The organism is Chryseobacterium sp. JM1, assembly GCF_000737715.1.
Classification (GTDB): domain Bacteria; phylum Bacteroidota; class Bacteroidia; order Flavobacteriales; family Weeksellaceae; genus Chryseobacterium.
Map to the genome: position 1 here is coordinate 124163 of NZ_JPRN01000011.1, position 23415 is coordinate 147577.

The following is a 23415-nucleotide window of genomic DNA, read 5'->3' on the forward strand; positions in this document are numbered from 1 at the left end:
AGTGAGAAAATGTGAATGTTAATTTGAAAATCAATTAATTTGAAGATTGGAAACAGGTAATGCATTCATTTTAGTAAATTTGGAAGATGAAACTGGAAACCGAACGCTTAATTTTAAAAAATATCAACGAAACCCATGTTGAAGACATTCTGAAAATTCGCAGCAACGAAGTTACTAATCAGTTTGTGAAAAGAAATTCCCCGAAAAACAACTACGATGCCCTGCAATTTATTTTAACGATAAAAGAAAAAACGCAGAATAATCAGACTGCTTATTTTGGAATTGCCTTTAAAGATCAACCCAATCTTATTGGAACGATATGCCTTTGGAATTTTTCTGAGGACCGGAAAACGGCTGAGGTCGGCTATGAATTATTACCCGATTATCACAGAAAGGGAATAATGTCTGAGGCTTTGAAAGCTGTTTTAAAATTTGGTTTTAATGAGTTGTATTTACGGGAAATTATAGCCATTACAAGCCAATTTAATGAAAACTCCAAAGGTCTTTTGCTAAAGCATCATTTTATTTTAGAAGAGGGGAGAACAGATGAAGGGTTTCCCGATAATATTGTTTTTAGCTTACATAAAAAACAATAAACCTGTAGTTCCTGATTATCTCATCATCAAATTATCAAATCAACACATCACCGCATCATCAAATTTGGTCATCCAGTAATTAAAGGATATTTTTGTACTATTAATACATTTTCATACCAAACTCATGACCTGGACAGAAGTTTTAGCCCCGATAAAAAGCACGCCTTATTTTACAACCCTTTGGGAAAAAGTAAAACAGGAATATGCCACCACCAAAGTATTTCCACCTAAAAATCAAATCTTCAGAGCATTGGAAATTACGCCTTTTGAAGATGTTGAAGTGGTGATTATCGGTCAGGATCCCTATCACAATGACTTTCAGGCCAATGGTTTGTGCTTTTCTGTTTCCGAACAGGTAACAGCGCCGCCTTCTCTTAAAAATATTTTCACCGAACTGAAAGATGACGTAGGAGTGGAAAGGACTTCAAAAGAACTGGATGACTGGGGAAAGCAAGGAGTTTTACTATTGAATGCTACTTTAACGGTGCGTGCCCATTCTCCGAACTCTCACAAAGATTTAGGCTGGGAAAAATTCACAGATTTTGTTATCAAAGAAATTTCAGATAAAAAAGAAAATGTCGTTTTTGTTCTTTGGGGCGCTTTTGCACAAAAAAAAGCCGAACTCATTGATCCGGCCAAGCATTTTATCTTAAAATCGGCGCACCCGTCACCGTTTTCTGTATACAGAGGATTTTATGGAAGCAAGCCTTTCTCAAAGATCAATGAATACCTGATCTCAAAAGGAAAGAAGCCTATTTCCTGGTAGCATCCGGATTCGCAGACCCTTCCGTCTTTTTTATCGTAAAGGCTACTTTATATTTTCCTTCCAAAGCTTTGACACCACCATCCGATTTTGGAAAAGGGGTGATCTCTTTCATGGAAATTGTATATCCGTTGAATTCCTGAGACATATAATAATTTCTACCTGCATTGTCTGAAGAAGCAAGGAGTAAAACGGTGGGTCTCGTGTAGGTTCCCATCACTTCGATCTGTGCTACGGCAACTCCGGCCCAGATACAGTTAACCCCTTCTGGACAGCGGCTGTCCTCAGAAATACCTTTGAACGTGACATTCATATCATATTCTTTCAGGAATTTATTTTCTCCCTGATTAAGGTAGATGATACCTTCTTTCTGAACCGAAGATTTGGTCCCGCTGGTATTGGCAGCTGAATCCGGTGTCTTCGTCTTCTTTTGGGCATCGCATCCCGCTAAGGTCAGCATTCCCAGACTGAATATAATGGCTTTGTGAAACATAATTTCTTTTTTAGTAAAGTTAAAAATACGAGACCATAAACTTCCATCCTCCCTCTTCCAGCTTCCAATCTTAATCTAAATAACATCAAGCATATCCAAAACTACTACCAAAAACATGGCCACACCCACTACAAGACTGAATCCTGTTCCATAGATGAACCCGATAAAAGCGCCTTTAGTAGATTGCAAAGCTTTGTTCATATCCTTGCTGTCATGAAGCAGTTCTCCGATAAATACACCCGCAAACATTCCGATCAGAAAGCCTAAAGGAATAGGAATAAAAATTCCCACAATCGTTCCGACGATAGATCCGATGCTTCCCCAGCGCGTTCCTCCGTATTTCCTGTTCGTTTTTGCAGGAATTACATAGTTCAGGACTGCAGAAGCCGCAGTCAGAATTCCGAATGCCCAGATATAAATCATGGGAAGATCCGCATCGGTCCCGAATTTATAAATTAAAAGTCCGCAAATGCTTAACAAAAGCCCGGGAAGGACAGGAAGAAATGTTCCCAGTATTCCCAGAAACAGTAAAATAAGGCAGAGAATATTAATAAGCGTTGTATCCATTCTTTAAAATTATCAATGCAAGATAGGAAAAAAGAAGATTTACAGAGGCCTTTTGAATATTTGGGATGAAAATTGATTGTCAATAGTAACATCATCATTCTTAATTTTATAAATTTGCTGTAATGAAAGACGAGATACAGGACACTAAAAGTTTTTTACAGGAAATAAGCGATCAGCTTTACATGTATATCAGTCAGGTAACACCCGGCGGAATGGATTGGGTTGTTCATATTATTGTCAAACTGGCGCTGTTGTGTGCCGTGTTTTTAGTGGTTGATTTTGTTTTTAAATTTATAATCAACTTTGTTTTCAGGTTTTTCAGAAATGATGAAAAATACCCGATCATCCGGTCTATTTATCAGTCTAAGATCTCCAATTCTGTAGCTCATTTTGCTGCCCTTCTGGTGGTAGGAGCGATACATCCTTCCATATTTCCGGCAACGGCACTGCCTAAAACCAATATTTTCATCAACAGATCCATCAATTTAGGTTTGGTTCTTATTCTGGCTGGAATGTTATACAGATCTTTAACAGGTTTCAGATATTATTTCACTATAAAACAGGACTTTTACAAGATCATGGCACTGAATGCTATTTCAGAAACGGTAAAGATCTTGGGGATTTTCATCTTTTCTGTGGTGGGACTTTGTGTGATATTCGGGATCAAAGGAACGACGATTGTAGGGAGTTTAGGAGCCATTACTGCGGTGCTGGTACTCGTTTTCAGAGATACTATTTTAGGTTTTGTCACCGGGATACACGTGGCAACCTCTAAAAATCTAAAAGTAGGAGACTGGGTAAGCATTCCAAAATACAGCATTGAAGGAAATATTACAGATATCAGCCTTCTCACAACGAAGATCACCAATTTTGATAAAACCGTTTCTACAATTCCAACCTATGATTTATTGACCACGGAGATCAAAAACCTTCAGGTCATGTCTGAATCCAATACCAGAAGAATTAAAAAATCCGTATACTTTAATATCAATTCCTTTAAATTTTTAAATGAAGAAGATATTGAACGGTTAAAAGATATCAACCTGATCTCAGAGTATCTGGAAGAGAAAACACTGGAGATTGAAAAAGAAAAACAAAATCTGGAACATAACGATAAAACCATCAATGGAAGACAGTTGACCAATATCGGGGTTTTCAGATATTATGCTCAAAAATATATAGAAAACGATCCTGATATCGATCAGGAGGGAGTCAGAATGGTTCGTCAGCTCGATATTACACCGCAGGGACTTCCCCTTGAAGTATATTGTTTCGCGAATGATTCCAAATGGGATCACTTTGAACAGATTCAGGCTGATATTTTTGATCACTTGCTTGTTGCATCTAAGGAATTTGATCTTCAGGTGATGCAGGTGAGTATTAAAGTGTAGAATAGAGAAGTTAGAAGCTGGAATTTAGAATTTAGTGTGATTCGACCGCTTATTCTGATCTGGCTTTAGAGATATAGAAGTAGACTTAAAAACTAATTTCTAACCTCTACTATCTAATTTCTCAAAAAAATAACATCTAAATAAGAAATGACAAAACTAAGCGTAAACATTAATAAAATTGCGACATTAAGAAATGCCAGAGGAGGCGAAACGCCAAGTGTAACGGAGGCAGCAGTGAAGATCCAGGAATTTGGAGGGCAAGGGATCACCATCCATCCAAGACCTGATGAGAGACACATCACAAGGAAAGATGTCTACGATCTGAAACCATTGGTGACCACTGAATTCAACATTGAAGGAAATCCGCACCGCTCTTTTATTGATATGGTTCTGGAAGTAAAACCGGAACAGGTAACGCTGGTTCCTGATGCAGACGACGCTATCACGTCCAATGCAGGATGGGATACCAAGAAGCACTTAGACTTTCTGACGGAAATTATCGCAGAATTTAAAAACGCAGGAATTCGTACCTCTATTTTTCTTGATCCTTTGCCGGAACTGGTAGAACATGCTGCAAAAACAGGAGCAGACAGAATAGAACTTTACACTGAAGCCTACGCGAAAAACTACCTTGAGAATAAAGAACAGGCCATAAAACCTTATTACGATACTGCTGTTGTCGCTACAGAATTCGGTTTGGGTATCAATGCAGGACACGATCTTAGCCTTGAAAACTTAAAATATTTTGCAGACCATATCCCGAATCTTCTTGAAGTGTCCATAGGTCATGCTTTGGTTTCTGAAGCACTATATATGGGACTTGAAAATACGGTTCAGGCGTATCTGAAACGTTTGGCAAAATGGTAAAAAAGAAGTTAGAAATTAGAGGCTAGAAGTTAGTGCTCAAGACGCATTTTAAATATTCAACCTCTAATTTCTAGTTTCTAACTTCTAATATCTAAAATAAAAAAAATGGACATCTTAAACTCAAAAATATTTGGCGAAAATCTTACGGTTACGCCGCTGCTTGTATTTCACGGACTGTTTGGAATGCTGGACAACTGGGGAAGTTTTGGAAAAGACTTGGGTGAATACCTTCCCGTACACTTAATTGACCTTAGAAACCACGGACGAAGCTTTCATTCCGAAAGTATGTCACATGATGATCTGGCGGACGACATTGCCCGCTATATGGATCATTATGGTATTCAGAAAGCTCATGTATTAGGACATTCCTTAGGTGGAAAAGCGGTCATGCAGTTTGCTTTGAAATATCAGGAAAGAGTAGATAAACTTATTGTGGTAGATATTTCTCCTAAGGCTTATCCTCCGCATCATCAGGGAATCATCAAAGCTCTTGAAACGGTAGATTTCAACACTGTAGGTTCAAGAGGTGAGGTAGAAACGGTGTTGAGCCAGTATATTCCTGAAAAATCTACAATACAGTTTTTAGCCAAGAACCTCTATTGGGATGACAATAAAAAACTGGACTGGAGGTTTAATCTTAAAACTTTATCTGAAAAATATAACGAATTTGTTTCGAATGCCGTAAAATTTGGTGTTTTCGAAGGTGATTCTTTATTCATTGCAGGCGAAAAATCAAATTATATCCTTCCACAGGATGAATACGGGATTAAGCAGCAATTTCCAAAAGCTAAAATAGTCACTGTGAAAAATGCCGGGCACTGGGTTCAGGCTGAAAATCCAGTTGATTTCGCGAATGTTGTGAAAGAATTTCTTGATTTACATTAATTATATTCCGTCTATTCAATTATTTAGTTAAAATTTTCTTAAAATAAGATAATATTTCCCCACGTATTGAAATTTTTGTACTTTAGTTTTAACAAAAAACTAAATATATTAACTTATGGAAAAGAAAAACTCAAAAAAACCTTTTTTTGCTTCATTTTTAGAGAAACAAATTAATGATCCTGAAAAAATCCAGGGAGGTGGAATTACTGCACCTACTGTTGACATGATTACAGTACCTACAAGAGATGTCATTACATCCCAAATTCTTGACAATGTTACATCATCTGTAAGAGATCAGATCGTAACGATGAAATATCCTTCTGACAGTGATGAGGGTGGAGAACTGGAAGATTTGTAATCAAACGCTACAACGAAATATTTTTTTTAACTAAAACTCAATAACCATGCAAGACGAAAACTCAAAAAAGAAGCCTTTTTTTGCTTCATTCCTTGAAAAACAAATCAAAGACCCCGAAACTATTCAGGGAGGAGCCGGAATTATTACTGATATGGACAACGACGTTGTGACCATTCCTTCAAAAGATAATGTTACTGCACAGATTTTTGATCATGTGACAAGTCCGAACAAGGATCTTTTGGTGACTATGAAGTATCCTTCAGACGGTGATGATGGTGTTATTTAAATTTCTGTATACAAGAAATCAAGTATATTAAACCCAAACTAAATTATTATGAAAGACAAAAAATCAACAAAGAAGCCTTTTTTCGCATCATTCCTTGAAAAGCAAATTAAAGATGCTGAGACTGTAAAAGGAGGAGCTTCGAGTGGTGTAACAAACATTTTAAAGGATTCCATTACTAATCCTGCTGTTGATATAGTAACTTCTCCTAACGACGATCTTATGGTTACTATGAAATATCCATCTGACGGGGATGATGATTCTCCAACAATTCCATTAGATTAAGACGTAAAATATTAATCGTATTAATACAATCATATCAAAGGAAACTTACCATTAAGTTTCCTTTTTTAATAAAAAGCGGCACATGATTCTCTGCATCACCCACTCAAAGGATTTTTACAATATCGATATCTTTTTTGAATATCTTACCTCCAAAAATATTCCATGGTTCAGACTGAATTCGGACCGTATGAATCATTTCCAGAAGATCAGTGTGAATGAAAATTCATTTGAACTCACGGATGAGTCCGGAAATACCATACATTCCAGAGATATCAAAGGAGTATGGCACAGGAAAGCCTGGGGAATAAGCACTCCCGAAGAACTGGATGAAGACTACCGAAAAATATTCCTGAGCGGATACGCAAGCCTTCGCTATAACCTGATCACTGTTCTGGAAAATATTCCATGGATCAATCCTTTTGAAAATGAAAGAAAAATCGACGGAAATAAAATGCTTCAGCTAAAACTGGCCAAAGAAAGCGGCCTGACCGTTACTGAAACTATTTTTTCCAACGATGAAGAAAAGATTACTGCCTTTTTTCATGAATTCTGCGGCGGAAAAGCAGTTGCTAAACTTCACAGCCTGACTGCAAAGACCATGAACGGAGAAAATCTGATCTCAACCATGATCATTGAAGAAGATACGCTTGAGAATATTTCAGACATCACGTACTGCCCGATGATCTTCCAGCCTTATATCGACAAAGCTTACGAATTGAGGATTGTCTACCTGGCCGGAGATTTCTTTACCGGAAAAATCAACAACAGCGAGAATGCAGACTGGAGACTGGCCAACGGAGATTATACCTGGTCAGCCTACGAACTTCCTGAGCATATAAAGTCAGGCCTTACTTCAATGATGGAAGAAATGGGACTTTATATCGGAGCTATTGACATGATCAGAGGAAAAGACGGGGAATATTATTTCCTGGAAGTAAATCCACAGGGAGAATGGGGAATGCTGCAGAACGAGCTGGGTTTTCCCATTGCAGAAAAAATTGCCGATAACCTTATAAAAAGAATCAATACCCATGAATAAAATACTAATCATTACGCATACTGCAGATAATTTTTCAATTGAAAAAGTAACGGAATACATAGAAAAAAACGGTTGTGAGGTCGTACGTTTCGATGTAGATCTGTATCCTATAGAAAACAAACTGTCCACCATTTTTCAGGATGGAGAATGGGTAAGTATCCTTGAAACCAAAGATAAAAAGTACCGTCTGGATGATATTGCGGCTATTTGGTACAGAAGAGCTTACAACATCGGAAACGGGCTGAAAGAAGAATTGGATAAAAAATTCTACGGAGCCGCTATGGGCGAGATCCGCAATACGCTTTTTGGATTTATAGAGTCTGTAGATGCTTATGCACTGGGGAAACCGGGTATTTACAGAAGACTGGACAGCAAGGAGGAACAGTTGAAAATTGCAGTTAAATTAGGACTTAAAATTCCTGAAACCTGCCTGACAAACAATCCGGAGGAAGCCAGACAGTTTATTATTAAGCACAAGAATGTAGTGGCAAAAATGCAGACCGGTTTTGCTATTTATGAAGACGGGGTAGAAAGTGTAGTTTTTACCAACGTGGTGAATGAAGACAAGCTTGAAGAACTGGATTCATTGGTGTATTGCCCAATGCAGTTTCAGAAAAAGATAGAAAAGAAAAGAGAACTTCGTGTTACCATCGTAGGACAGGACGTTTATGCATTTGAAATAGATTCTCAGCAGTCTGAAGATGCTAAAGTGGATTGGAGAAAAGATGGTGTTAACCTATTGACGAAGTGGGAGAGAACAGAGCTTCCGGCAGATGTTGAAGCCAAGCTCCTTGAACTTTTAGATGTTTACAATGTAGATTATGGTGCGATAGACATCATTGTTTCCCCTGAAGACGAATATTATTTCATTGAGATCAATGCAGCAGGTGAATTTTTCTGGTTAGATAATTTAACGGAAGACAATATGATTTCCAAGAGCATCGCAGACGTTCTTTGTGACAAAGCTCCAAGAAGAAACAATATGGTTATGGCTTAAAAAGTCATCACTAATCAATACTCAAAGCCCTTTTGTTAATCTGAAGGGCTTTTTTTATATTTAAAGTAAAAAAGGACCACCCCGTCAAAAATTCTTTGAATTTTTGCCACCCTCAAGCTCTGCTTTAAGTAACCTTGAATTAAAAATCTATTTGATTTTTCTTAATGGAACTTAATCCCTTCCATATTCTTAATGTTTCAAAAATCACTCAAACATTTATCTCCCGCAGATCACACAGATTCAACAGATTTTTTACCACTGCAAATCAAATCTTTTATTTACAACTTAAGTGTCAAAAAAAACTTTTGTCCCTTTTGTGGTTAAATTATTTATAAAGTCTGTAAAAATGATAATATTGGTTAAATTAAGCGGAATTCTGCTTTAAAAATCGCAAATTTGCATAAGCAGTTTTTCATAAAATCCTATCGGGAAAATGAAGAATTGCCGGATCGAAAATATTGTCATATTTTAGTCAGCAATCAAGTAAATAATTAATGATTTTTGTAACGGGTGCAACCGGAATCCTGGGAAGGGTGATCGTTTTGGAACTTCTTAAAAAAGGGAAAAGCGTGCGTGCTTCCAAAAGACCGGGCAGCAATTTAAACGATGTAAGGCATTCTTACGGGTTCTATACAGAGAATCCTGATGATCTTTTCAGTAAGATCGAATGGGTAGACGTAGATTTTGATGATCTCGACGCTCTGCAGAATGCATTAAAAGGGGTAGATGAGGTCTATCACTGTGCCGCCAAAGTAAGTTTCCATCCTCATGATGAAAAAGAAATGTACCATACCAATGTAAAGGGTACAGAAAACCTGCTGTTTGCCTGTGAAGGTTCAGAAGTGAAAAAATTTCTGCACGTAAGCACCATTGCGGTTCTGGATATTTTTAATGAAAATGGAGAATTGGACGAAAGTTCTGAATTTAATCCTAAAGAAGAACATTCTGCCTATGCCATTTCAAAGCACCTTGCTGAGATGGAGGTGTGGAGAGCTTCTGCGGAAGGCCTGAATACCATCATCGTCAATCCGGGAATGATCATTGGAAGCGGAAACTGGGGACAAAGCAGTGGAGATATTTTCCCTACTTTTGAAAAGAACGGCTTTACATTTTCCGGCGGAACCAGTTATATCGACGTAAGAGATGCTGCTCGGATTTCCATTGATCTGATGGAGAAGAATGCTTTCGGAGAACGTTTTATTCTGATATCTGAAAATAAAAGATATGCAGATCTTGGAAAACAGATCCGTTCACAGCTAGGATTGAAGGAGGCGAAAATTCTTTCGAAATTTCAGTTAAACCTCGGAAGACTCGCCAATATCCTTTTCGGCTGGCTGATTCCGAAGCTGAGAATCATTACGAAATCCAATATTGAATCCATATCATCCCTTAACACCATTTCCAATCAGAAGATTAAAAAAGAGATCGGTTATCAGTTGATTCCTGTGACGGAAAGTATTGATTTTCATCTTAAAAATTATATTAACGACAAAAAGCTGAATTCATGAATCTTGCAGCAGCAATTATCCTAAAAAATGTAGAAAAACATCCGGTGAAATCCGCGATTGGCTTTAAAAAGAAAGATGAGGCGTGGAAAGAACTGAGCTGGAAAAAATTCGGTGAAATTGTTTTTAAAACTGCTAATGCATTAAAAAATGCAGGAATTCAGGAAAATGATAAAGTAGCGATCTACGCAGACAATTCTTCGGAATGGATGATCTTTGATCTGGCCTCCATGGCGATGGGTGCCATTACGGTACCTGTTTATTCAACCAATAATGCAGAACAGGCGGAATATATCATCAATGACTCTTCAGCTAAAGCCATATTGGTAGGCAACCAGGAGCAGTATGATGCGTGTCTGGAAATTCTAAAGAAAGAAGGAAGTCCATTGGAAACGATCATTGTTTCTAAAAAATCAATCTGGATCAAAAAAGAATTCAACAGTTTTTATCTTGAAGATTTTATAGCCAAATCGTCTTCTAAGCTTGAGATCTGTCCTAAAGAAAATGACGATACAGCGACGCTAATCTATACGTCCGGAACCACCGGAACCCCGAAAGGAGTGATGCTTACCCACGGAAATTTTATCAAAGCTTTCGATTCTCATTTCGAGTTTTTTAAATTCAAAAACTTTGAGGAAGAACTTTCTCTGGCATTTTTGCCATTGACCCACGTTTTCGAAAGAAGCTGGAGCCTGCTTTGTCTTTACGGCGGGGCAAGGGTCTATTTCCTGGAAGATCCGAAGAATATTGCAAAAACGCTGGAAGAGGTGAAACCTACGATGATGTGTGCGGTACCGAGATTTTTCCAGAAAGTATATGCCGGAGTTTTAGAAAAAGCAGAAGAAGGTTCATCACTAAAGAAAAAAATCTTCGATTGGGCACTGGCAACAGGATGGCAGACTGCAGAACTGAGAAGAAAAGAACAGGCGATTCCTTTTGGATTAAAATGCAAAGAATCTATTGCAGATATGCTTGTTTTCAGTAAAATTAAAGAGAAGATGGGCGGAAGGTTGTGGTTCTTGCCTTGTGGCGGAGCATCATTATCTCCTGAAGTGACAAAGTTCTTCGATTCTGTAGGCATTCACGTAACAGTTGGTTATGGACTGACAGAAACAACGGCCACGCTTACCCTTTTCCCATTGACCCATTTTGAACATGGAACCAGCGGAAAACCTTTACCGGGTGTAGAAATCCGTATCGGTGAAAGTGACGAGATCCAGGCCAGAGGAAACGGAATCATGAAAGGCTATTACAACAAGCCGGAAGAAACCCAGAAAGTTTTCACAGAAGACGGATGGTTCAAAACCGGAGATGCCGGAAAATTTGACGATAAAGGTAATCTGATCATCACAGACCGGATCAAGGATCTTATGAAAACTTCCAACGGTAAGTACGTGGCTCCACAACAGATCGAAAATCTTCTGACCAATAATAACTTTATCCAGCAGATCATGCTGGTAGCAGAAGGAAGACAGTTCGTTTCCGCACTTATTGTTCCGAATTTTGAGTTCTTACAGGATTATATTAAAAAGAACAACATTCCTTTTACCAATTGGGAAACCGCGGTAAAAGAGGAAAGCATTATTGCTTTGTATAAAGAAAAAATTAAAGAATTACAGGTTCATCTGGCAGATTATGAAAAAGTGAAGAAATTCACGTTGATGCCTGCTGAATTTGATATCAATACCGGCGAAATTACCCCTACATTGAAAGTCAAAAGAAATGTAGTGCTTAAAAAATACGCGGATATTATAGAGAAAATGTATTAGAAATAAAGCTTGATCAACCACAGGAGCAAAGTTCCTTTTGTGGTTCAATAAAAGAGTTTTATTATTTTAAATCAGACTATGACAACACAAGAATTTCTAGGAAAACAAAATTTTACCATTCATACCCAGACAGTTTCAGAAAGCTGTCCGTCTAATATTGCCCTGATCAAATACTGGGGTAAATATGAAAACCAGATCCCTGCTAACCCGAGCATCAGTTATACGCTGAATCATTGTAAAACCAATACTTCTATGGAGTTTTTGGCGGATGAACCATTCTCGGTGCAGACTTTTTTAGCAGGAAATGAAGAGGTGAAATTTGCCGAAAAAATCGAAAAATACTTCAAAAATATCGAACAGTATCTTCCATGGATTCTGAAGGGAAAATACATCATCAGAACTGAAAATACCTTTCCGCACAGTTCCGGGATCGCAAGTTCTGCTTCAGGATTCGGAGCTATTGCAAAATGCCTGATGAAACTGGACGGAATATTTTCCAATGAACTTTCTGAAGAGGAATCATTAAGAAAAGCTTCATTTCTGGCAAGATTGGGAAGTGGAAGTGCTTGCAGAAGCTTATACAACGGCTTGGTAGTTTGGGGAACGTCAGATGAGGTGGAAGGAAGTTCTGATTTATTTGCTGTGCCATATCCGGATGCTGAAATTCATGAGATCTTTAAAAGCTTCAATGACTGGGTTTTACTGATTCATGAAGGGCAAAAAAGTGTTTCTTCAACGGTAGGACACGGCTTAATGAACACCAATCCTTATGCAGAAAGAAGATTTCAGGAGGCAAGAGAGAATTTTGTTCCGATGAAAGAGATCTTAAAGAGCGGTGATATGGAGCGTTTTATCAAATTGGTAGAACACGAAGCGCTTACCCTGCACGCCATGATGATGATGAGTGATCCCGCCTTTATCCTGATGAAAACAGGAACTATGGAAGTGATCAATAAAGTTTGGGATTTCCGTAGAGAAACAGGTCTTCCGTTATTCTTCACACTGGATGCCGGAGCCAATGTACATCTGCTGTTCCCGAATAATGGATCAGAAGATCAGATCAAAGCATTCATAGAAACCGAATTGCTTCAGCACACGCAAAAAAATGGAGTGGTGAAGGATGTGATGAAATTCTAAAAAAAGCAGTTCTTCTGTAGATAAATATAAACATCTGCGTAATTCGTGAAAATTGTGAGGAAATATCTCCCGCAGATTTCACGGATTACGCAGATTCTTTTTTTTTTGTATAAACTTTTGCTAAGGTTAGGCTGAATTTTTAATGACTCTTTTGTACACTCGATTCATCAGAATCAATGCCAATTGATTCCCTCTTTGCAACCTTAAAGTTCTACATTCTAAAAATCAACCTTTGCGTTAAAAAAAGCATTGTATTTCAGATAAAGATTTCATCAGTTTATATGAACGTTTTTTTTATTTTTTTTACTCACGCAGATTTAACAAATAAAGCAGATAGATCATTAAACATTAAAAATCTGTGTAATCAGTATAATCTGCGCGAAATTTTAAACCATCTGTTTCCCATTCGCTTCATCAGAATCAATGAAATTGATTCCCTCTTTGTACCTTTAAAATTTTACATTCTAAAAATCAACCTTTGCGTTAAAAAAAATGTATTTCAGGGGTTTTAAAGAAAGGGCGTATTCAGGAAATCATTGAAAGGCTTCATCAGTTTAAAAATCTTCGTTATATTTTTGACCGCATTTTTATCCAGAACTTCCTCATCTTTCAGGTTATAAACCACGATGAAGTTTTTAAGCTTTAAATAGTCACCCATCGGGTCTTCCTTTTCAAACCCCTGAGGGATTTTTTTCAGTTGATCATCCTGATCAAGCTCCGGGAAATGTTTCTTAAAGTCCTTCTGATTAATGATCTTTAGAAAATCCTCGCCATATAAAGAAATTTCCTTTCTTACTTCTTTCAATACAGAAGATTCAGGCATATAAATACCACCGGCAAGAAAAGATTTTCCGGGTTCCATATGAAGATAGTAACCTCCTTTCTGGCTGCCTTTTCCCATTCCTAAAGAGGCTCCGAAATTGGTTTTATAAGGTATTTTGTCCTTTGAAAACCGGGTGTCCCTGTAAATTCGGAACAGGGCTTTTTTGCCGTCAAGCTTGCCTAATTCTTCATCGAATCCAGCCATTTCTTTAATCAGTTCATCGAGAAAAGCGATGACATTTCCCTGAGATTCGGTGTAAAGGTTTTTATTTTCTGTAAACCACTCACGGTTGTTATTGTTGGTCAGGTTTTTTAAAAATGTAAATGTTTCGGGCTTTATTGTGCTCATATTTTTTTTTGGGATTTAATAGTAATCGGGATATGACTTAAATGAACCAAGTTAAAAAATATACTTATGGTGACCAAAATTAAATGGAGGTCTCTGTCTTCTTATTTCTTAAGAATTGAAAATTTAAAGTCATCATAGAAGTCTTGTCAAATGAACCATGGAATTTTATGATTGGACTTAAAAAAGGATAAAAATAAAGCTGCAACCCAATGAAAAGGGGAGGTATTTTGCATTTTGCAAAAAATAATTATAATTTTAAATAATCCCTGAATTCGCAGTAATTTAAACATTCTTAACGGGTTAGTAAATCCTGAAATGAAGGCATGGATACTGGGAATATTTCAATAACAAGAAACGGAGTTATAAAAAGAAAAATTTACATTGAATGGTCTTATTTTTGAAAATTCATAAATAATACCGAAAAAATCAATCCAATTTAATAAAAAAAAATAATGTTTAACATGTTTTTAACGCAAAGCCCGTTTTTTTGGATTTAATTTTTTAAAAATTAAAAATATATTAAAGGATTCTGAATTAAACTTTACATATTTAGAACTTTATTCAAAAACAAATCAAATATTTATTGTATCTTTGCAAAAATTTTAAAATATTTAATGAATTTATTTACGGAGTCCAATTTAAGTCCTGACATCCTTAAGGCAGTTGGCGAACTGGGTTACGAAAGCCCGACAGAAATCCAAAAACAGACTATCCCTTTCATTCTTTCAGATATTCGCGATTTGATCGCACTTGCGCAGACAGGGACAGGCAAAACAGCAGCGTTTTCGCTTCCGATTTTGGATATGATTGACGAAACGAGTCGCAAAATCCAATTTTTGGTGCTTTGTCCGACACGGGAATTATGTCTTCAGATTTCTAAAGACATAAAAAATTATTCCAAGTACATGAAAGACATCAAAACCACAGCGGTTTACGGTGGAAGCAGTATTATGGATCAGATTCGTTCTTTAAAGGACAAGCCGCAAATTATTGTGGGTACTCCGGGAAGAGTAATCGACCTTATCAACAGAAAAGCACTTGATTTTTCTGCGATTCATTGGTTAGTTTTAGACGAAGCTGATGAAATGCTTTCTATGGGTTTCAAAGACGAGTTGGAAACAATTCTTAGAGAAACACCGGATACAAAGCAGACTTTCTTGTTCTCGGCAACGATGAATAAAGAAGTGGAGAGAATTTCTAAAAATTATCTTACCAATCCTCACCGTATTTCTGTGGGTTCTATTAACGAAGTTAAGAAGAACATCAAGCACGAATACTACGTAGTAGGATACCGTCAGAAAAAAGAAGCTCTTAAGCGATTGATTGATGCGAACCCGAACCAGTATTCTATTCTTTTCTGTAGAACAAGAATGGAAACTCAGGAGGTAGCTGATTTCTTAATGCAGAACGGTTATGCGGCAGATGCCCTTCACGGGGATCTTTCTCAGGCGCAGAGAGATACGGTAATGAAGAAATTCAGACTGAAAAACATCGATATCCTTGTAGCGACAGACGTTGCAGCAAGAGGTTTGGATGTAAACTCTTTAACGCACGTTATCCATTATTCTTTACCTGATGATCCGGAAGTATTCGTTCACAGAAGTGGAAGAACCGGTAGAGCTGGGAAAGACGGTATTTCAATGGCTCTAATAAAGCCTGAAGAAAGCAGAAAACTGAAGCAGATCAAATCTGCAACGAAAATTGATATCGTTGAGAAATTTATTCCAACGGGTGATGATATTATCAAAGCTCAGGTGGGAGGTGTTTTTGAAAAATTATTTACAGAACACGAAGAAGATATCTTTGAATTCAATGACAGCTTAATCCCTGATTTAAGTGCATTCACAAAAGAAGAACTGGTACATAAATTACTACAGTTCCAATTGAAAGATCTTGCGCTTTACTACAAAGATAAGCATGACCTTGCTGAGCAGAAACTGAGCAGCAGAGATGATGATTATTCAAGAAGAGACAGAGGACGCGATAGAGACCGTGACAGAGGAAGAGATCGTGACCGTGGAGACCGTGACGTAAGAGGAAGCAGAGATGGCGGAAGAGAACGTGGCGGAAAACCTAGAAGAAAGAATGAAAACATGGTAAGATTCTTCTTCAACTTAGGGAAAAAAGATCAATTGAAGAAACTTGATGTTTTGGATATTATTAATAAAGCAACTTCACCAGCTGGAGGAAGCAAAAAAAGAGCAGAAATTGGTGATATTGAAATTTTAGAGAAATTCTCTTTCTTTGAAATTGAAAAATCATTCAAAGGAGAGCTTTTGAGTAATATTGCATCAATGAAATTCAAAGGAAAAGATATGAGAGCTGAAGAGGCTAATTAATACTCATACTACACTATACAAACCGGCTTTTAGCCGGTTTTTTTGTTTGATAATCAGGTGTTAATCGTATGTTAACAAAACTTAATGTCATATAGTTTCAGGGCAAATCCTTTTTTAGGAAATTTGCACCAAATTATAAATACATAAAAATGGGAATTGGTAATATTTTCCACGCTTTTCAACCAAAAGATAAAATCTTCTTTGTACTTTTTGAAAAGGTAACGGAGAATTTAGTTGCAATGTCGGAAGACTTTAACAACGGGATCAGAGATTTCGATCTTAACGACGACACGATGTTAAAAAGAATGAGCGACTACGAACACAAAAATGATGAGCTTACGCATGAGATCTTCGTTGAATTAGGAAAAAACTTCATTACGCCGTTCGACCGTGAAGATATTCACACCCTGGCAACCGGCCTTGATGATATCGCTGATTACATCTACGCTTCCACAAAATACATTTTCTTATACAAATCGCCTGAGATGAAGGCGTATTCAGATTTCTCACTACTGATTCACAAGGCTTGTCTTGAGATTCAGAATGCGATGAAAAACCTTAAAGGGTTTAAGAATATGGATCAGGTGAAAGAAGCTTGTATCAAAGTAAACTCTATTGAGAACATTGCAGATGACCTGCTTTCCAACTCAATGGTAGACCTGTTTGAAACCAATGATGCCATCAACATTATCAAAGTTTCATCTGTACTTAATTATCTTGAAATAGTAACTGACAAAGCTGAAGATGTTGCCAACACGATTGAGAACATCATGATTAAATACGCTTAAACAATTATAACTAACAGAAATGGAATTTCCGATTTTACTTACGGTTATTATTGCTCTGGCTTTAATTTTCGATTATATTAATGGTTTTCATGATGCGGCCAACTCCATTGCAACCATTGTTTCTACCAAGGTTTTAAGCCCTTTTCAGGCGGTACTTTGGGCAGCCCTTTGGAATTTTGCAGCTTTCTTTTTAGCAGCCTATGTGATAGGTGAATTCAGGATTGGAAATACGATCGCTAAAACGGTTAATGAGAATTTCATCACACTTGAGGTGATCTTTTCGGGTCTTCTGGCAGCCATTGCCTGGAACCTTTTAACCTGGTGGTTTGGTATCCCTTCTTCATCTTCTCATACGCTGATCGGAGGATTTTTAGGAGCAGCGCTTATGCATGCTTTTATGCTGGATTATCATGATGTGGTAGCTGCACAACCGGATTTAGGTTTATTTGCTACACTAAAACAGGCTTTTCTTCAACTGACTACTCAGAGTGTTGTGAAGTTTGATAAAGTAATTCCTATTTTCCTGTTCATTTTTATGGCACCGATCATAGGGATGGTGATCTCCATCATCATTACATTAATTATTGTTCACCTTTATAAAAAATCAAACCCTTACAAAGCAGATCAGTCTTTCAAGAGATTACAGCTTGTTTCCTCAGCGCTTTTCAGTGTAGGTCACGGTCTGAATGATGCTCAGAAAGTAATGGGGATTATCGGGGCAGCTTTAATCTACTATCACGTAGAGATGCTTCATGACCCTGTTTATCTGAATATCCCTTCTGCAGGTCGTTTTGATTACTTTGCCCAGCATTATCTTTGGGTTCCTTTAGTATCTTTCCTTGCGATTGGTTTAGGAACAATGAGTGGAGGTTGGAAGATCATCAAAACAATGGGTACGAAAATTACAAAAGTGACTCCATTGGAAGGAGTAAGTGCTGAAACTGCTGGAGCGATCACGCTTTTTATTACAGATCAGTTAAGTATTCCTGTATCTACAACACATACCATCACCGGTTCTATCATCGGGGTAGGATTAACGAAGAGAATTTCTGCCGTAAGATGGGGAATTACCGTAAGTCTTCTTTGGGCTTGGGTACTAACGATTCCTATTTCGGCAATTGTTGCTGCGATTACTTATCTTGCTGTAACGTTTTTAACTTAATTTAAAAGTTGAAATATATAATATAAACTTTGTCCCCCGGGGCAAAGTTTTTTGTTTTATAAAGCCTCGAAAAAGAGAATGGAGACTGGTCAAATGATTTTACAATTTCACGCAGATTAATCAGATGATGCAGATTTTTTATCTTTGTTAATCTGCTTTGTCTGCAAGATTTGCATGAGAAAAACTTTAAACCATTAAGATTCTGTTAAGCTTTTAAGTATATTAAGTTTTAGCTTCGCTGTAAGACGTACAACTAAAAAAAATCATTGGATTTTTTCTTAACTAACCTTACTTGCTTCATTGATCTTAATGTTTAAAAAGCGTGAGATGAGAATCTGCTCCATCAGCTAAATTTGCGAGAGCACATCATTATAAACACCCTTTATGGTTAAAAAAAGAACTTAAAAATAACAAAAGGTATATTTTAGTTAAAGAAACTTTATACGTTTTCAAAACCTATAAGGTTTGAGTGTATTTTATTTTTTATTTTACTCCTCAAGTTTTGAGACTAAGCCTCGAAAAATTGTATTTTTGTTCAAATTATAAGATTTTATGGAATTTTTAGACAGATACCAGCAAATCGTTGCTGAAGCCATCACGAAGTATACTTTTAAAGACAAGCCTGCAGAACTTTATGACCCGATGAACTACATCATTTCCCACGGCGGAAAGCGTCTTCGTCCTATTATGGTGCTGATGGCGTGCGACCTGTTCGGCGGAGATCTGAAACAGGCCATAAAACCGGCGCTGGCGATCGAATTTTTCCATAATTTCACCCTGATCCATGACGATATTATGGATGAAGCCCCTTTGAGAAGAAATAAACCTACCATTCATACCCTACACGGAATCAATGTCGGGATTCTTTCCGGAGACGGACTGATGCTGAAAGCGTATAAATTCTTTGAAGATCTTGAACCTGAAATCTTCAAAGCGTGTATCAGAATATTTACCCATACCGGACTTCTTCTTTGCGAAGGACAGCAGTATGACATCAATTTTGAAACTCAGGAAGATGTAACTTATGATGACTACATCAGAATGATTACGTACAAAACAGGAGTTCTGAGTGCATCGTCATTTGAAATAGGGGCACTTATTGCAAGAGCTAATTTTAAAGATGCCAAAGCTATTTTCAATTTCGGAAAACACATCGGTATTGCGTTCCAGATTATGGATGATTATCTGGATGTATTCGGAGATCAGGCACAGTTTGGGAAGAAACATGCCGGAGATATTTACGAGAACAAAAAAACCATCCTGTATCTTTTAGCAAGAGAACACGCTACAGACGAAGAAAGAAAAGAATTGGATCACTGGTACGGTAAAAAAACCGATAATATCGACAAAGTATATGGCGTAGAAAAGATCTTCAGAAGAACGAAAGTTGATGAGAAAGCATTACGCCTGATCCAGAAACACAACGAGATCGGACAGAGCTACCTTGAGAAGATCAATATCCCGGAAGACAAGAAAAAACCTTTTGCTGAACTGGCAAACTACCTGTTGAGAAGAGAGAGTTAATGTGGTGATGTGATCATTTGATGATTTGGTTACATCATCACATCATCGTATTATCAAATTATCAAATCAATTTATGAAATTCAGAACCGAAGTAGACATTCCCCCATCGGAAAAAAAGATTGATATCGAAGATAAAATATTTTCAATAGGATCCTGTTTTGCTTCTGAAATGACAGATTTGCTGGGAGAGGGACAGCTTCAGACGGTGAATAATCCTTTCGGGACTATCTTTAATCCGTTTTCGATCAGTAATGCGGTCAAAAGGCTTCATGATTCCGAGTTTTATACCGAAGATGAGCTCATCACATTTAATGATGAATTTATCTCTCTGGACCATCACAGCAGCTTCGACAGAAGATATATCCACCAGACTCTGGATACAATCAATGCCGGAATAGAAGTGGGAAACCGTTTTCTGCAGGATGCTGGTTGGGTGATCATCACGTACGGAACTTCATTTATTTATGAATTTATTCCTAAGAAAAAGCTGGCTGCCAACTGTCACAAGATCCCGCAGAAGTTTTTTGAAAAAAGGCTGCTTTCGCATCAGGAACTTACGGATTCCATTTATAATACGGTTTTAAACCTCAAAGATATCTGCCGTGATGATGTACAGATCCTGTTTACCGTTTCGCCGGTACGTCATACCAAAGATGGAATGATTGAAAACCAACTGAGCAAATCCAAACTGATCACAGCCGTGCATGAAGCACTTTTGCAGCTGAATAACTGTCATTATCTGCCCGTTTATGAGATCTTAATGGATGATCTGCGTGATTACCGTTTTTACAAGGAAGATTTGATTCATCCTACGTCGCAGGCTGTCAATTACATCTTTGATAAGTTCGGGGAAGCCTATTTTTCGGATGCGACGAAAAGTTTTATCAAAGAAAGTTTTAAGATCAATAAAGCATTGGAACACAGAACAGATGATGATAAGGATCCGAAATATATAGAGTTCAGAGAAAAGCTTGATGCAAGGATTGAAGCTCAGCGCGAAAAAGTAAGGCATAAAATATTTTTAAATGATTGATTTTACTCATATTGAATACCTGAAATCTGGCAATGAAAGACAGAAAAGAGCCTATGATGTCCTGAAAAAATATCAGGTTTTCGAAAAATTAAAAGACTATTCTCCAGTTCTGGCGGGAACAATTCCCATTGAAATTGATATCGAAAGCAGCGATCTGGATATTATTTGTGAAGTAGATCTTGAATGTGAAGAAGACTTTTTAGATGAAATCGCTATGAGGCGATTAATGCCGGGAGATACCTATGTAAAAGTTGAAAATATTGTGGTACGCGGAGAAAAATGCATTGTCCTGAACTTTATGCTTGAAGAATTTCCCATAGAGATTTTCGGACAGAAAAAACCGTCCACTGAACAGAATGCCTACCGTCATATGGTGGCAGAATACAGAATATTACAGGAAAAAGGAGAAGATTTTAAACATAAAATAATAGAACTGAAGAAACAGGGAATGAAGACGGAGCCGGCGTTCGGCCTGCTGATGGAACTGGAAAACCCTTATGAAGATCTGTTAAAATTTTAAGAAAATGATTGATACACATACCCATTTATACGCAGAAGAATTTGATGAAGACAGAAAAGAAGCCATCCAAAGGGCTGTAGAAAAAGGAATCACGAAGTTTTATCTTCCCGCTATCGATTCAGAATCCCATGGGAAAATGCTTCAGCTGGAAACAGAATATCCCGGACAGATTATTTCCATGATGGGACTTCACCCATGCTATGTAAAGCCGGAATCCTGGGAGAAAGAACTTGAAACCGTTAAAAACTACCTGGACGAAAGAGATTTCCCTGCGATAGGAGAGATCGGGATCGATCTTTACTGGGATAAAACTACGTTGGATATTCAGGTTAAAGCTTTTGAACAACAAATCGACTGGGCCATAGAAAAAGACCTTCCTATCGTCATCCATACCAGAGAAAGCTTTGATGAAACATTCGAGGTGTTGGAGAGAAAAAAACATCCGAAACTTCGTGGTATTTTTCATTGCTTTTCAGGAGATTTGGAGCAGGCTAAGCATGCGATTGATCTGAATTTTATATTGGGAATCGGAGGTGTTGTCACTTTTAAAAACGGAAAGATCGATCAGTTTCTGAATGAAATTCCATTGGATAAAATCGTCATGGAAACAGATTCACCTTATCTGGCTCCGGTTCCGCACAGAGGGAAAAGAAATGAAAGTTCTTACCTTGATCTGGTAGCCGGAAAATTAGTGAATATCTACGGCAAAAATTTTACAGAAATCGACAGAATTACTACAGAAAATGCAGTAAGAATTTTTGGAAACTAAGAATTTCAGATGAATAAAACTTTAACCTATATGAAAGACAATAAAGCCAACAGTTTAATGCTATTTGCAGTCTATTTTGTGGTTAATTTTTTATTCCTGACCAAATATGGGATCCGCCAGTCATTGGTTCCAATCAGTATTCTGATTATTGCTTTTACTGCTGTACATGTTTTACTGTTTTTTCTCAGAAAGAATGAACTGTTGACCCAAAAGATCAATGTAAAGCTCGTCTATCTTTTGACGGGTGTTTTAGGAGTAGGTTATATAGCTTTATGCCATGTTTTAAAAGATCCTTACCAGTTGAATATCGACCGCTGGCAGACATTGGATTTCTCATTAGATCATTGGATTCACGGAAAATATATTTATGATACTCGAAATTTTATGGGGAATCTGTCCTCCTATCTTCCGGGGCAGCTATTGATGGCTCTTCCTGCTTATCTTTTGGGAAATGTAGGTTATCTTCAGGTAGCTGCTTTTCTGCTGTTTTCGTATGCTGTGATGCTGGAATTTAAAAGCAACCTGATCAGGTTCACAGCCATATTAATGTTGGGAATATCTTTGGCTTATATTTACGAAGCAGTCTGCAAGAGCGATTTTATATCATCCTTTATTTTCGCAGCTGCATTTATCCTTTTCTGGCATACTAAGTTTAAAGAAAATTATTTTCAGAAACCGGTGCTGTTAGGAATATGCCTGGGTGTTTTATTTCTGACCCGAAGTGTAGTCGTTATTCCCTTGATTATTTTCCTGCTTAAACCTTTTTTAGCAACCAATACGAAGTCTAAAATAAAAACCGTAGCAGCCTTTCTGCTGACCGTAGCTGTCCTTTTATTTACTGTCTTTTTTCCTGCTAAAAATCTTGAGTATATCATTGAACACAATCCTCTGACGCTTCAGGGGCAGAGTAATACATGGGTCATGCTGGTTTTTCTGGCAGCCGCCTTATTGTTATCGTTTTATGTCAGAAAAATAAATGATGTCTTCTGTTTTTCGGCCTACATTGTCTTCTTAACGATGCTTAGTTTTGTAACGGAAAAGTATCTGCTTTTCGGATTTGGTTTTCAGGATAACCTTTTTTCAACCACCTATCTGGCGGCCTGCCTGCCTTTCAGTATTGTGGCTTACTGCTTTTCAGTTCGGAAAGAGATAGAAGGGATTTAGTACCTCCCTT

Annotated in this window: 24 protein-coding genes; 21 read left to right on the top strand and 3 right to left on the bottom strand. The window is 37.4% G+C overall.

What is annotated here, in order from left to right; all coding sequences use genetic code 11:
- Positions 1-86 precede the first annotated feature (86 nt).
- Positions 87-596 carry a GNAT family N-acetyltransferase gene (locus tag IW22_RS17385; protein ID WP_034728873.1) on the top strand — a complete coding sequence of 170 codons (510 nt, stop codon included), beginning with the start codon at positions 87-89 and terminating at the stop codon, positions 594-596.
- Positions 597-720: 124 nt separating this feature from the next.
- Positions 721-1362 carry a uracil-DNA glycosylase gene (locus IW22_RS17390; protein WP_034728876.1) on the top strand — a complete coding sequence of 214 codons (642 nt, stop codon included), beginning with the start codon at positions 721-723 and terminating at the stop codon, positions 1360-1362.
- On the opposite strand, the gene IW22_RS17395 is transcribed toward IW22_RS17390, so the two are convergent.
- A complete protein-coding gene (locus IW22_RS17395; protein WP_034728877.1) occupies positions 1349-1852 on the bottom strand; it encodes a hypothetical protein in 504 nt (167 codons plus the stop codon). The genes IW22_RS17390 and IW22_RS17395 overlap by 14 nt on opposite strands.
- A 75-nt stretch (positions 1853-1927) precedes the next feature.
- Positions 1928-2419 (bottom strand): DUF456 domain-containing protein, encoded by a 492-nt coding sequence (locus IW22_RS17400; RefSeq protein ID WP_034728880.1) that lies wholly within the window; start codon positions 2417-2419, stop codon positions 1928-1930.
- A 122-nt stretch (positions 2420-2541) separates the two neighbouring features.
- Between IW22_RS17400 and IW22_RS17405 the strand changes: the two genes are divergently transcribed.
- From IW22_RS17405 to IW22_RS17455, 11 genes are all read left to right on the top strand, one after another.
- Complete coding sequence (locus IW22_RS17405) at positions 2542-3810, top strand: mechanosensitive ion channel family protein (protein ID WP_034728882.1); 1269 nt, start codon at positions 2542-2544, stop codon at positions 3808-3810.
- A gap of 147 nt (positions 3811-3957) precedes the next feature.
- Positions 3958-4677, top strand: a complete 720-nt coding sequence (locus tag IW22_RS17410; protein WP_034728884.1) for a pyridoxine 5'-phosphate synthase — start codon at positions 3958-3960, stop codon at positions 4675-4677.
- A gap of 105 nt (positions 4678-4782) precedes the next feature.
- Positions 4783-5562: an alpha/beta fold hydrolase gene (locus tag IW22_RS17415; RefSeq protein WP_034728885.1), complete on the top strand. Its 780-nt coding sequence runs from the start codon at positions 4783-4785 to the stop codon at positions 5560-5562.
- Positions 5563-5677: 115 nt separating this feature from the next.
- Positions 5678-5920, top strand: coding sequence for a microviridin/marinostatin family tricyclic proteinase inhibitor (locus tag IW22_RS17420; protein ID WP_034728886.1), 243 nt, complete (start codon positions 5678-5680; stop codon positions 5918-5920).
- A gap of 46 nt (positions 5921-5966) precedes the next feature.
- Complete coding sequence (locus tag IW22_RS17425; RefSeq protein ID WP_034728887.1) at positions 5967-6206, top strand: microviridin/marinostatin family tricyclic proteinase inhibitor; 240 nt, start codon at positions 5967-5969, stop codon at positions 6204-6206.
- A gap of 48 nt (positions 6207-6254) precedes the next feature.
- On the top strand, positions 6255-6488 hold the full coding sequence (locus IW22_RS17430) for a microviridin/marinostatin family tricyclic proteinase inhibitor (protein WP_034728888.1): 234 nt from the start codon (positions 6255-6257) through the stop codon (positions 6486-6488).
- 82 nt (positions 6489-6570) lie between these two features.
- Positions 6571-7527, top strand: a complete 957-nt coding sequence (locus IW22_RS17435; RefSeq protein WP_034728889.1) for an MvdC/MvdD family ATP grasp protein — start codon at positions 6571-6573, stop codon at positions 7525-7527.
- A complete protein-coding gene (locus IW22_RS17440) occupies positions 7520-8524 on the top strand; it encodes an MvdD family ATP-grasp ribosomal peptide maturase (RefSeq protein WP_034728890.1) in 1005 nt (334 codons plus the stop codon). Before IW22_RS17435 ends, IW22_RS17440 begins: the two co-directional genes overlap by 8 nt.
- 494 nt (positions 8525-9018) lie before the next feature.
- Positions 9019-10032: an NAD-dependent epimerase/dehydratase family protein gene (locus tag IW22_RS17445; protein WP_034728891.1), complete on the top strand. Its 1014-nt coding sequence runs from the start codon at positions 9019-9021 to the stop codon at positions 10030-10032.
- Complete coding sequence (locus IW22_RS17450) at positions 10029-11798, top strand: AMP-dependent synthetase/ligase (RefSeq protein ID WP_034728893.1); 1770 nt, start codon at positions 10029-10031, stop codon at positions 11796-11798. Before IW22_RS17445 ends, IW22_RS17450 begins: the two co-directional genes overlap by 4 nt.
- 78 nt (positions 11799-11876) lie before the next feature.
- A complete protein-coding gene (locus IW22_RS17455; RefSeq protein ID WP_034728895.1) occupies positions 11877-12935 on the top strand; it encodes a diphosphomevalonate/mevalonate 3,5-bisphosphate decarboxylase family protein in 1059 nt (352 codons plus the stop codon).
- A gap of 508 nt (positions 12936-13443) precedes the next feature.
- On the opposite strand, the gene IW22_RS17465 is transcribed toward IW22_RS17455, so the two are convergent.
- Entirely contained in the window at positions 13444-14106 is a 663-nt protein-coding gene (locus tag IW22_RS17465; protein WP_034728899.1) for a DUF2461 domain-containing protein, read from the bottom strand.
- Positions 14107-14720: 614 nt separating this feature from the next.
- Here IW22_RS17465 and IW22_RS17470 point away from each other — a divergent pair.
- The 8 genes from IW22_RS17470 to IW22_RS17505 all read left to right on the top strand — a co-directional run bounded on the left by IW22_RS17470 (position 14721) and on the right by IW22_RS17505 (position 23405).
- A complete protein-coding gene (locus IW22_RS17470; RefSeq protein WP_034728901.1) occupies positions 14721-16445 on the top strand; it encodes a DEAD/DEAH box helicase in 1725 nt (574 codons plus the stop codon).
- A gap of 149 nt (positions 16446-16594) precedes the next feature.
- Entirely contained in the window at positions 16595-17233 is a 639-nt protein-coding gene (locus IW22_RS17475; RefSeq protein ID WP_034728903.1) for a DUF47 domain-containing protein, read from the top strand.
- A gap of 19 nt (positions 17234-17252) precedes the next feature.
- The gene (locus IW22_RS17480) at positions 17253-18395 is read left to right on the top strand and encodes an inorganic phosphate transporter (protein ID WP_034728906.1); all 1143 of its coding nucleotides are present in this window, start codon (positions 17253-17255) and stop codon (positions 18393-18395) included.
- A gap of 552 nt (positions 18396-18947) precedes the next feature.
- Positions 18948-19919, top strand: a complete 972-nt coding sequence (locus tag IW22_RS17485) for a polyprenyl synthetase family protein (protein ID WP_034728908.1) — start codon at positions 18948-18950, stop codon at positions 19917-19919.
- A gap of 73 nt (positions 19920-19992) precedes the next feature.
- Complete coding sequence (locus tag IW22_RS17490) at positions 19993-20952, top strand: GSCFA domain-containing protein (protein WP_034728910.1); 960 nt, start codon at positions 19993-19995, stop codon at positions 20950-20952.
- Positions 20945-21472, top strand: coding sequence for a DUF4269 domain-containing protein (locus tag IW22_RS17495; protein WP_034728912.1), 528 nt, complete (start codon positions 20945-20947; stop codon positions 21470-21472). Before IW22_RS17490 ends, IW22_RS17495 begins: the two co-directional genes overlap by 8 nt.
- 4 nt (positions 21473-21476) lie before the next feature.
- Entirely contained in the window at positions 21477-22241 is a 765-nt protein-coding gene (locus IW22_RS17500; protein WP_034728914.1) for a TatD family hydrolase, read from the top strand.
- A gap of 30 nt (positions 22242-22271) precedes the next feature.
- A complete protein-coding gene (locus IW22_RS17505; RefSeq protein ID WP_165571900.1) occupies positions 22272-23405 on the top strand; it encodes a hypothetical protein in 1134 nt (377 codons plus the stop codon).
- Positions 23406-23415 lie beyond the last annotated feature (10 nt).